General features: G+C 46.8%; 7 protein-coding genes and 1 tRNA gene. 4 read left to right on the top strand and 4 right to left on the bottom strand.

Annotation, left to right across the window (positions count from 1 at the left end; all coding sequences use genetic code 11):
- Positions 1-475: 475 nt before the first annotated feature.
- Positions 476-1,924, top strand: coding sequence for a helix-turn-helix domain-containing protein (locus V8Q34_RS04540; RefSeq protein ID WP_148392047.1), 1,449 nt, complete (start codon positions 476-478; stop codon positions 1,922-1,924).
- A 50-nt stretch (positions 1,925-1,974) separates the two neighbouring features.
- On the opposite strand, the gene V8Q34_RS04545 is transcribed toward V8Q34_RS04540, so the two are convergent.
- Positions 1,975-2,048, bottom strand: a tRNA-Arg gene (locus tag V8Q34_RS04545).
- 268 nt (positions 2,049-2,316) lie between these two features.
- Here V8Q34_RS04545 and V8Q34_RS04550 point away from each other — a divergent pair.
- Entirely contained in the window at positions 2,317-4,659 is a 2,343-nt protein-coding gene (locus V8Q34_RS04550) for an InlB B-repeat-containing protein (RefSeq protein ID WP_335834930.1), read from the top strand.
- A 70-nt stretch (positions 4,660-4,729) separates the two neighbouring features.
- Here V8Q34_RS04550 and V8Q34_RS04555 read toward each other — a convergent pair whose 3' ends face one another.
- The 3 genes from V8Q34_RS04555 to V8Q34_RS04565 form a co-directional block, all read right to left on the bottom strand.
- Positions 4,730-6,481 carry an ammonium transporter gene (locus tag V8Q34_RS04555; RefSeq protein ID WP_033143937.1) on the bottom strand — a complete coding sequence of 584 codons (1,752 nt, stop codon included), beginning with the start codon at positions 6,479-6,481 and terminating at the stop codon, positions 4,730-4,732.
- A 214-nt stretch (positions 6,482-6,695) separates the two neighbouring features.
- Positions 6,696-8,111, bottom strand: coding sequence for an amidophosphoribosyltransferase (gene purF, locus V8Q34_RS04560; protein WP_033143936.1), 1,416 nt, complete (start codon positions 8,109-8,111; stop codon positions 6,696-6,698).
- Positions 8,112-8,123: 12 nt separating this feature from the next.
- A complete protein-coding gene (locus tag V8Q34_RS04565; protein WP_227245197.1) occupies positions 8,124-10,223 on the bottom strand; it encodes a glutamine synthetase III family protein in 2,100 nt (699 codons plus the stop codon).
- A 500-nt stretch (positions 10,224-10,723) separates the two neighbouring features.
- Between V8Q34_RS04565 and V8Q34_RS04570 the strand changes: the two genes are divergently transcribed.
- Positions 10,724-11,725 carry a hypothetical protein gene (locus tag V8Q34_RS04570; RefSeq protein WP_335834931.1) on the top strand — a complete coding sequence of 334 codons (1,002 nt, stop codon included), beginning with the start codon at positions 10,724-10,726 and terminating at the stop codon, positions 11,723-11,725.
- A 92-nt stretch (positions 11,726-11,817) separates the two neighbouring features.
- Positions 11,818-12,018, top strand: a complete 201-nt coding sequence (locus tag V8Q34_RS04575) for a hypothetical protein (RefSeq protein WP_148392044.1) — start codon at positions 11,818-11,820, stop codon at positions 12,016-12,018.
- The last annotated feature ends 15 nt before the right edge of the window (positions 12,019-12,033 follow it).

Here is a 12,033-nt window from a genome sequence, read left to right on the forward strand (position 1 = left end):
TAATGATTTCATTGATCAGTAAAAAGGAGTGAGTATATGCACCTGCTGTCGAGGTCAGCGGTACGGACGGATGATGCAGGACAGATTTTACTCAGATACTTAGGTTCCTAATGTTTGCCGGGAGGATATTTTAGCTGCAGGAGAAAACAGAAGGCCGGTCGGGCGAGTATAGGACATTTATGCGGGATGTATTTGTTTTTCTTTCCATAAGAAGGTGTGTTTGTTATAATAGGTGTAAAAGCAGTCAACTAATGGTTGAATTTTGAAAAAATCTTAAAAATCAACCTACGGTTGCTTGTAAATGCACTCAAATTCCGGATATGCTGTTAGTATCTTAAAAACACGACGCGCCGTTTTATCAGATAATCTTCGTGTACAGATAACAGGCTGTGCACTGCAGCAGGAATTTACTTATAACTTGTAAACGCTGAACAGGAAAGTTGAATGGGTAAAAAATATGGATGAGAATACAAATATGAAAACAGCAAATATCCGTCTTCCGGAAGCATTTGGAGACAGGATTTCATTTTTAAGAAAACTTAAAGGACTTACACAGGCACAGCTTGCTGAGAAGCTGGGAATCTCCGCTCAGGCAGTAAGTAAATGGGAGAGCGGTCTCTCCTGCCCTGATATTATGATGCTGGTTCCCCTGGCAGATATATTTGGCGTCAGTACGGATATGCTGCTGGGCGGCGGTCAGCTTGCCGGAGGTGAAATGCCTTCGGGAGGGGAGCCGGAGGCAGAAAACTCGTTCCGGGGACAGAGCGCTGAGGAGGAGAAAAAATCTTCCGGTGAGGAACAGAATCAGATTCGACTGGAATGGCAGGCTGAGATGGAGTGGCAGATAGATCAGGCGACAGGTGATACGACGGAAGAGGAAGACGCAGCGCAGGGTCAGAAGAGAGCGGATAGGCAAGTCAGTACAGGAGATGACAGTACAGAGCAGAAACGGATGAGCGTGGAAGAGCAGGTAAATGCAGGTGAGAATGACAAAGAGCGGAGTCAAGTCAAAACGGAAGAACAGGTAAAGAAAAAAGAGACTGCCGAAGCGCAGAGCCGGGTTAAGACAGAACATATAAACGAAGAGGGGGCAGGCCAGCCGCAGAGCCGGTCCGGACAGGGAAGTAAGACTGGAGCATCCGGTACGGATGGGTTCGGAACTCAGGAGAATGTAAAACCGGAGGCTGACCGGACCCAGGATAACGGGCCGCAGCAGGATAAGGCTGACAGAAGAAAATGGGAGGAGGACTGGAAGAACGGCACACTGGAAATCAGAAAAGTTTTCCGTGAGAATAATGTGATGATCCATTCTCTGAACATTGATATCGGAATGGCGGACGCTATCATTAAGGAGGGTGATGAGTTTGCCCTCGACCTGTCATGTTATCCGAACGGGGACTGCAGAGAAGAGGTAAGGGATGGAGTCTGGAAGATAAAGGACAGAGGGTATAGGGATCTGTTCCTGCTGAGTAACATTACCAATATTTTCTCGGAGCGGAAAATCATTATCATTATACCGAGAGGATATCATTTTAAAGATGTAAAGATAAAACTGGGTGCAGGAAAACTGGTGGGAAGAGGAATCCTGGCAGATGCCAGTACCCTGGATCTGGGGGCCGGTGAGATTGTGCTGGCAGATTATTACAGCGGTGCTGCCAAGATCAAATGCGGTATGGGTAAAATCATGCTGGAAGGCCAGATGCGGGGCAGATGTAAACTGGACTGCGGCATGGGAGAGATTGCGGCAAGCCTTGTGGCACCTTCGGAATACGGATACAGGGTGAAGGTAGGAATGGGAGATGTCAGAGTGGGTGATAATCAGTTTGGAGGCATGGGCGGTACTTATAAGGTAAATACCGGTGCTGAGAACTTCTTTGATATCAACTGCGGCATGGGAGCAGTAAAAGTTTTGTTTGAGGAATGAGGATTGAAAAGGGGCTTGTCTTGAGATATTCAAGATAAGCCCCTTTTGTACGTTCCTGAGGTGATTCGAACACCCGACCTACCGCTTAGGAGGCGGTCGCTCTATCCAGCTGAGCTACAGAAACATAATATTTATGATATTTCCTTACGACCCTCTAATTTTATACTACCCAAAAGAAAAAGTCAAGATAGCATCCCTGTTTTTTTCTGGTTTCTTACGAAGATTTATAAAAATTACTGCCAGATATTGAACAGGATATTTGGGAAATATCGACAAAGTTTTCTTAAAGTTTATTAATATACTATTCATTGCAACGACGATTTGCTATAATAGTAATATAGAAAAGGAGTGGTTATTCACAGGCAGATAATGAATGAAAGAGGTGAAAGATTATGAAGCGTAAAGTGAAAAGAATGCTGGCGATGTTTCTTACTTTTATCATGGTATTTTCCATGGCAACCGTTTATGTTTCCGCAGCGGAAGAGGGGACGGGCAAGAACACAGAGGCAGCAGGAAAACCGGAACTGTCCAAGAAGACGGCGGACAGCGTGACCCTGAAGACAAAAGAGGGGTATGTATACGGCATTCAGGAAAATGGAAGCACATGGAAATGGGCAGAAGATAAACAGTATGATAAGACGGCAAAGACAGTTTCATTTACAGGACTGAAGGCTGAGACGGAGTATGTATTTGCTCAGAAGACAAAAGATGCAGAGACAGTACAGGATGCAGATCAGCTGAAAGTAAAAACAGAAGCTGCAGCAATACAGGCGGAGACTCCAAAGCAGGAAGAGGTAAAGAATGAAACTCCAAAAGTTGAGGAAACGCCAAAGACAGATGATACAGATAAAAATGCAGAAACTAATAAACCGCAGGATGACAGTTTAAACACTGAAGTTCAAAAACCTGAGGGAACAGATCAGACGAATACCGGTGTAGAAGGCAATAAAGTAAATGTGCCGGACGGGACGGAAAAACCAGACGAGACACAGAAACCGGATGATACCAACAAACCGGATGGCAGTGGTGATGTAAACCCACCGACAGATATGGGAAATACGCTGGATGAAACGCCGGCCATAGATAATAACACGGCAGTAAATCCACCATCTGACAGCCTCGATCCACCAAAAACAGACGGGGATAAAAAGGAAGAGCCGAAGGGAGATACCTCTAAGAGCCACCAACAGCAGAATAATGCCTTGGTAAATAAAGACAATGAGATACACAATTCGACAAATACCAATACTGACAAGAATACGCCGCAAAAAGCGGATACACCAGAGAAACCTCTTGTTGAAAAAGTGACAGACACAAGTGTTGTGCTGAAACCTGGCAGTGACGCCGACAAGTATACTTACAGTTATAAGCTGGAATTAAAGGACAGCAAGGCAAAAGCAGTGGAGCTGACCAATGATACCGGTGAGTTCAAGGACCTGAAGCCTGACACAGATTATCTGGCTTATGTTATGATCAAGGGTAACGATAAAGCTGATAAACCATATTCTGACAGTGACTGGAGTAAAGCAGCAGCGGTACACACATTAAAGGCAGCGGCAGATAAGCCGAAAGCAGCTCCGAAGCTTGCGGAAAAGACAGACACAACGATTAAACTTGATACCTCCACAGCAGACCTGGAATACGGCGTATATCTGGACAGCGGCGATATCAGTTGGAACAGTACAGGCGAATTCAAGGGACTGACAGCAGGCAAAGAATATAAGTTTGTTACACGTGTCAAATTTGACAAAGACAAACAGATGGAAAGCCCTGTCAGCGATGTTCTGAAAGTTACGACCAAAAAGGCAGCAGCAGCGGCTCCTGAAGCTCCGGTCTGCATCGGAAGGACAGAAAACAGCATTACCCTCAGAGCCGTAAACGGTCAGGAATATGCAGTGCTTGAAAACGGAAATCCTGTAAAATGGCAGGACAGCGAAGTTTTCAGCGGATTAAAACCAAACACAAGATATTCTTTTGTGACAAGAGTAAAATATAACCCCGATGAGGCAATGGAGAGCAAGGTGAGCAGCAGCTCATCCGCAAAGACAATTATCACATTCGAGGGTTCCAGCGTGACGGGCATCGAAGTAAACGGCGTCTATGACAAAAATGCTGTTGTAAATATTGCAGCAAACGGAAACGGCATGGACAATCAGAAACCGGAATCACAGGATACCAGATGGGTTCCTGAGAGCTGGAAATGGGGTGCTTCTGCAAAGGGTACCTGGAAAAAATCTCCGTATACCGCGAAGTTGACATTGAATAAAGCAGGAAAAATGGAACTTCAGGTAGTGTTCCAGTTGGAAGAGTATACAGAAAAAGGCTGGACAGATATGACTGTTGAGAAGAAGACTATCATAGTTCCGTTCAGCGTAAAAGAACAGTATACGATCACTGCATCCGCAGGTTCCAATGGTAAGATTTCTCCTTCCGGCAGCGTTAAAGTTATGGAAGGCAATGACGCGACATTCACCATCACTCCAAACAAGGGATACCAGATTTCCCAGGTTACTGTGGACGGCAAGGCTGTTACCGTGAAAAACAGCAAGTACACATTTGAGGATGTGAGCGCAAACCACAAGATTTCCGTAACATTTAAGAAACTGACCAAGACAGTTCCGAAGACGGGAGATACCATGAACATGGCAGGCTATCTGATGCTGGCAGTTCTCTCCGCAGGCGCTGTGTTTGCAGTAGTGGTTTCTGCTAAGAGAAAGAAAATGAACCGCAGATAATGAACAACAGGTACACGCAATAGTCCCGCCGGATGCTGTCCGGCGGGACTATTTTGTGGAAAGTTATATTTTACTCCTCAGGTGAAGTGTCCTGAAGTGCCAGGAAACCTTCCTCTCCTGTACGGATTTTAACTACATTTTCTATATCGTATATGAATACCTTGCCGTCTCCAATCTGCCCGGTATGAAGAATCGTTTTTGCAGTATCAATCACTTTCTGGACAGGAACAAGACTGACGACAATCTCTATCTTGACTTTTGGAAGAAGATTCATATCCATCTCAACACCCCTGTAATAGGTGGTGGAGCCTTTCTGGATTCCGCAGCCCAGTACGTTGGTGATAGTAATACCAGTCACTCCGATTTCATTCATGGCGTGCATAAAGTCTTCCAGCTTGCTGCGTCTTGTGATAATGACCACTTTTGTGAGTTTGTGTACTGTGGTTCCTTCTTTTGGAAATTCCCCTGGTACTTCAGCAGGTGCCTGCGTGGCAGAGGAGCCTTCTGATGCCGGGGTGTATTTTTTGGCTGTGCCCATGACGCTTGGAACTGTGCCCATGGAATCCTGTGTTACAAAGTCAGCGTAGCTGCTGGTAAGTCCGTGTTCCCTGATATCCAGTCCCGCAATCTCCTCATCAGCGGATACGCGGAGGCCGACGGTGTGTTTGATTGCCTGGAAAATAACAATCATAGTCACAACAACCCAGGCTGCAGTTGCAAGGAAGCCGATGAACTGTACACCTAACTGATGGAAACCGCCGCCAACTAAAAGTCCTTTGGCTTGCGTGCCTGCACCGTCTGAGAAAAGACCCACGCAGAGGGTTCCCAGTGCACCGCACATACCGTGAACGCCGACAGCGCCCACAGGGTCATCAATTTTACAGATTTTATCAATAAATTCAATACCGAATACAACCACGAATCCGGCCAGAATGCCAATGACAGCAGCGGATGTGGGGGAAACGGTGTCACAGCCTGCCGTGATGGCTACAAGTCCTGCCAGCGTACCATTCAGTGACATGGAAACATCCGGTTTTTTATACATGATCCATGTAATGCACATGACTGTAACGGTCGCCACAGCAGCGGCAAGATTGGTTGTGACAAATATTTTTCCGGCAGAGACAATGGCATCGCCCTCCATAGATACCGTGGAGGCACCGTTGAATCCAAACCAGCAGAACCAGAGAATAAAGACACCTAAGGCGCCTACAGTCAGATTGTGGCCCGGGATAGCTTTTGATTTGCCGCTTTTTGAGTATTTGCCAATACGGGGGCCAAGAATTTTGGCACCTACAAGGGCAGCAATTCCGCCTACCATATGAACCGCGCAGGAACCTGCAAAGTCATGGAATCCCATCTGTGCCAGCCAGCCGCCGCCCCAGATCCAATGACCGGAGATGGGGTATACCACCAAGCTGATGAGAAGGCTGTAAATGCAGTAAGATGAAAATTTGGTCCTCTCAGCCATGGCACCTGAGACAATGGTTGCGGAGGTTGCACAGAAAACAGTCTGAAAGATCAGGAATGCCCAGAACGGAACACCGTCCGGAAGCATGGCTGTGCCGTAATTGGATTCAGAGGCAATGCCTGCCACGGAACCGAAAAAGCCGCTGCGGGAGCCGAACATAATACCAAAGCCCACCAGCCAGAAGGCAGGGGTACCGATACAGAAATCCATCAGGTTTTTCATAATAATATTGCCGGCGTTTTTGGCCCGTGTAAAACCGGTCTCCACCATGGCAAAGCCTGCCTGCATAAAGAAGACCAGTGCGGCGCCTAAAAGTACCCAGATCGTGTTTACAGATGAAAAATCACTCATAAAAATATCTCCTTCCTTTTTCAAGTTTTTACATTTTCCTTCCCAGAATAAAAACAAAAAAGGTGCGTATTTAAGAGTTATGGGAGACTCTGAAAATACGCACCTTTGCATAAAGAAAAATGTGATATATGTAATCGGAAAATGACGGCCACGGGAAATGACCGCGCATCTCCGCAATTACTGTTGATAACAGCAGGAAACAGGTATAGATTATCTATTGTTTGTTGTCTGCTGTATGGCCTGTGATATCCATGGGATAATGGCTGTCAAAGCAGGCTTTGCACAGAGGCAGTTTTCCCACCATGGACTGCAGGTCCCGTGGGTTCATATAACCCAGGGAATCGGCACCGATCATGGCGCAGATCTCATTAGCTGTGTGGGAAGAAGCAATTAACTGTTTGTTGGATGGAATATCTGTTCCAAAGTAACAAGGATACAGAAACGGTGGAGAGCTGACACGAACATGAACGCTTTTTGCTCCGGCTTTTTTCAGCATACGGATGAGGTTCGCTATGGTTGTGCCGCGGACGATGGAGTCGTCAACAAGGATAATACGTTTATCCCGCACAACAGGTTCTAAAACATTTAATTTCAGCCGGACGCTTGATTCACGCTCTTTTTGTGTCGGTTTGATGAAGGTTCTTCCCACATAGCTGTTTTTATAAAAGGCTAATGCAAATGGAATCCCTGACGCTTCCGAATAGCCTTTAGCTGCCGGAATCCCGGAATCCGGGACGCCGGTCACAAGGTCTGCATCTGCAGGATATGCCGCCGCAAGGGCTGCGCCTGCACGGATGCGGGCATCATAGATATTGACGCCGTCCAGGGTACTGTCCAGCCGCGCAAAATAGATGTACTCAAAAATGCAGTGTGCATGAGTCTCCTGGCATAGCTGGCAGTTGGAGGTAATGCCATCCGCCGTGATGGTGAGAATCTCACCCGGACGGATATCACGGATAAATTCTGCGCCGATTGCAGAGAGGGCGCAGCTCTCGGAAGCAATGATATAAGATGAATCACGTTTGCCAAGGCAGAGCGGCTTCAGGCCAAGAGGGTCACGGACGCCTATCAGCTTTCTGGGGCTGGCAATGACCAGTCCATAGGCTCCGCGTATTTTTTTTGCCGTATGCAGAATTGCCTCTTCTACATTGTGAGTGCGGACTCTTTCCCTGGCGATGCAGTAAGCGATGACTTCCGAATCCGTGGTTGTATGGAATATTGCTCCGGTTTGTTCCAGTTCACATCTGAGGTCCTGAGTGTTCACCAGATTCCCGTTATGGGCCAGAGCAAGTGTTCCCTTAATGTAATTCAATACCAGAGGCTGCGCGTTTGAAAGAGTGGCAGCCCCTGTGGTGGAATAACGGACGTGGCCGATACCCAGATTACCGTGAAGCTTCTCGAGGATATCATCCTTAAAGACTTCACTTACCAGCCCCATTCCTTTGTGAGTATTCATGTTGCCTTTGGGACCTTTGGTATCACAAACAGCGATGCCGCAGGATTCCTGGCCCCGGTGCTGCAGAGAGCAGAGGCCGTAGTAAATGGATGACGCAGCATCCTCTCCGTTTGGATTAAAGATGCCAAATACACCGCAGGCTTCTTTTATTTCCATATCTGACTGTAATTCCATGGGGCTGTCTCCTTAGACATAAAATAACAGATGGTCATAGGTCGGATATGGAAGTATTTCATCAGGAATTTTTATTTCTGCTTCATTTGCAGCGTTCTTCAGCTCTTCCATTACAGGAAGAACTTCAGTGAGGAACAGGTCAGCCTGCTTCTGCATATCCACTGCGGATTCAGCTTTGGCGGTTGCCTCTTTTAAGGTGGTTACACCGGCTGCAATACGGTTGGAGATTTCAGTCAGGTTTGACACCAGGGCTTCCTCAGATGCAGTGGAGAGTTCCGCAAGCAGAGCTTTTTTATCGGATACCTGTTTGGCAGCAGCAGCGGCGTAGCGGTTGACTGCCGGGAGAAAATCTTTTATGAGCATTTCCTGCATGGTTTTGGATTCGATGGCAACGGTTTTGGAATAGGTCTCCAGAAGAATCTCATAGCGGGAGAAAATCTCCTCCCTGGTAAATACACCGTGTTTGATAAACAAATCCAGATTTTTATCGGCAATAAAGCGGGGAAGGGCTTCAGGTGTAGAAACCAGGTTGTAAAGTCCTCTGGATTCTGCCTCTTTTACCCAATCTTCTGTGTAGCCGTTACCGTTGAAAATAACTTTTTTATGCTTTTTGACTGCGCGTTTGATCAGTTCATGGACGGCATGCTCCATTTCCTCCGGCGCAGTGTCTTTCAGTTCATTGTAGAACTGGGACAGAGCCTCTGCCACAGCGGTGTTCAGAACCATATTGGGATTTGCCACAGACGCGGCGGAGCCCAGCATACGAAATTCAAATTTGTTGCCCGTGAAGGCAAAAGGCGAGGTGCGGTTTCTGTCTGTAGTGTCCTTGGTAAAGTGAGGCAGTACATGTGCACCGGTTTCCAACTGTACGGGATGGGCCTTTCCGAAGTAAGCGTCCTCCTCAATAGATTTCAGTACACTTTCCAACTCATCGCCGATGAAGATGGAGACGATGGCAGGAGGTGCTTCGTTGCCGCCGAGACGATGGTCATTGCCGGCGCTGGCAGCAGATACACGCATAAGGTCTGCGTAGTCATCCACTGCTTTGATCACAGCCATAAGAAATACCAGGAATTGAATGTTTTCGGCAGGAGTTTTGCCCGGGTCCAGCAGGTTGATACCTGTGTTGGTTGACATGGACCAGTTGTTGTGCTTGCCGCTTCCGTTGATGCCGTCGAAGGGTTTTTCATGGAGAAGGCAGACAAGGCCGTGCTTCTCCGCTGTTTTTTTCATGATTTCCATGGTGAGCTGGTTGTGGTCAACCGCCACGTTGGCAGTATCGAAAACAGGGGCCAGTTCGTGCTGGGCAGGAGCCACTTCGTTGTGTTTTGTCTTGGCCGGAATGCCCAGTTTCCAGAGTTCCTCATCCAGTTCATGCATGTAGGCAGCAATTCTCGGTTTCAGAGCACCAAAGTAGTGGTCCTCCATTTCCTGGCCTTTGGGGGCAGGGGCACCGAACAGTGTTCTGCCTGTAAAGATGAGATCCCGTCTTTTTTCGTAAAGCTCTTTAGGGACAAGGAAGTATTCCTGTTCCGGTCCTACCGTGGTGGAGACACTGGTTATTTCCTTGTTGCCAAGGAGATGGAGCATTTTAACGGCTTCTTTATTCAACGCTTCCATGGAGCGGAGCAGGGGCGTTTTTTTATCCAGTGCTTCTCCGCTGAAGGAACAAAATGCTGTTGGTATGTAAAGTGTGTTATCTTTGATAAAAGCTGGCGATGTAGGGTCCCAGTTTGTGTAACCTCTTGCTTCAAATGTGGCACGCAGGCCGCCTGAGGGGAAACTGGACGCATCGGGTTCTCCTTTTACCAGTTCTTTGCCGGAAAATTCCATGATGACTTCACCGCTTCCATTGGGTGATATGAAGCTGTCGTGTTTTTCAGCGGTATAGCCGGTCATGGGCTGGAACCAGTGGGTAAAGTGTGTGGCGCCGTTTTCTACGGCCCATTCTTTCATGGCTACAGCTACGGAATTGGCTACGTCCAGTTCCAGGTGGGTTCCATTTTGAATGGTTTTGTGAAGGGCTTTGTATACGTCCTTCGGGAGTTTGTTGCGCATCACTTTGTCGCTGAAAACCAGGCTTCCATATAGTGTGGGAATATCTTTTGGCATATTCACAGCACTCCTTTCGAGATTTATTTTGGGGTATAAATGAGCAAACAAAAAGGGCGCCTTGGATGGGGAATCCAAAGCGCCTTTGCTTTATGGTGAGTAGTATTGCATGGAAAATGGGAAATGTCAAGGGGTATTTGAAAAAAATATGCAGAACGGACGTCACCCGGGCGTGGGAGATGCCCATGCCCGGGTAACTGAGCGTTGGAAGGCGGAAGGAAAATTTTTGTGGATTTTTATGGGATTGACAGAGTGGGGGGAGGAAGGTATAATCGGTTTATCTGGAGAGCATTTCATTTAATCTGCGGCAGGTCTGCCGAAAAATCCAGAAAGTATAAAATTGTATATTGTCGGACGAAAGAGAAAAACGGCAGAAACTGCAGTGCGATGCAAAGTAAAAGTTGATATAAACTGTGTTTTGGTTTATATTATTGGTATAGGATACAGATATCCTGTGGTCTGGTGGTCTGCCTTTTACTTTTTGTCCGGGGAGGAGGTCTATGAAAGGAATTGTACTGACAGCCATGGATGACGAAATCTATGAGGTACTGTCAGATAACGAAATCTTTGCAGATTTATTTAATGGTGCCTTGTTTGGGGGAAATCAGATTATCAGGCCGGATATGCTGGAGCAGGAAAACGAAAAGAAAGTTATGCGTGTAGGAAAGGAAGGCGGAAGGCGGGTAATACTCAGAAGAATCCGGGATGTGCAGAAACTGTCTGGGCTTCGGGAGAGCTGCCTGGCAGTTGTATTGGCCGCAGAAGGGCAGAGGAATGTACATTATGCCATGCCGGTCCGGTGTATGCTCTATGATGCAATGGATTATACAAGGCAGGTAGAGCGTATGGTAAAAAAGAGAAGAGAGGAGGGAAAGCTGGAAAAGGGAGCAGAGTATCTATCCGGAATGAAGAGGGAAGACAGGCTGCTGCCGGTGATCACGATTGTATTTTATTATGGGGAGGAACAGAGCTGGGATGGGCCGCTGTGTCTTCATGATATGCTGGATATTCCGCCGGAGCTGGAACCGTGGGCAGCGTGTATCCAGGATTACCGGGTTAACCTGGTATGCAGCGGTACGGTGGAGAGCAGTCATTTCAGGACCGGACTTCGGGAGGTCTTTGAACTGCTTCCGCTTCTGAAGGATAAAGAAGGGATGAAAAAATTCCTGGAGACCAGAAAAAGGGAGTTCATGCATCTGGATGCAAAAAAAGGCTGGCTGGCGTCAAAGTTTCTGAATGTTCCTGCTTTGAAGGATTTAAAAGAAAATGAGAAGGGAGAGGTTAATATGTGTACTGCAATTGAGGAGATGCTGGAGGAAAGAGAAACGCAGGGAATTGAGAGGGGAATTGAGAGGGGTATTGAGCAGGGAGAAATACGAGTGAATCAGTTGATTGAAGTATTGCTGCGGCAGTCAGAACGGGATGAGGCTTATAAGCAAATCAAGAGGGCTGTTACGGATCGGGATTATCAGAAGAAGCTGTTTGATAAATATGGTATATAGGAGGATTTATATCCGGACCCACACGGGCTGTATGTCAAAAGGCATCTGCAAAATGAGAGGAGGCTGCAGAAAAGTCCTCCGGAGACCCTCTGATGAAAAAAAATAATTTGGGGATTTACAAACGCGGAGAAATGAGATATAGTAATTCCATAATTTTTGCAGTGTTTCATTTGAAGCAGGCAAAAAGGAATGGAAGAAGTAAAAAGCATATTGGAAAAATAACGACAATGGCGTCGGTAAACCTTATATATCAAGGTTACCGGCGCCTTTTTGATGTGTGGAAAATGTTGTAATTATTCCATAAGTCA

Source organism: Blautia sp. JLR.GB0024 (assembly GCF_037000545.1).
GTDB classification, from domain to species: Bacteria; Bacillota; Clostridia; order Lachnospirales; family Lachnospiraceae; genus Blautia; species Blautia celeris.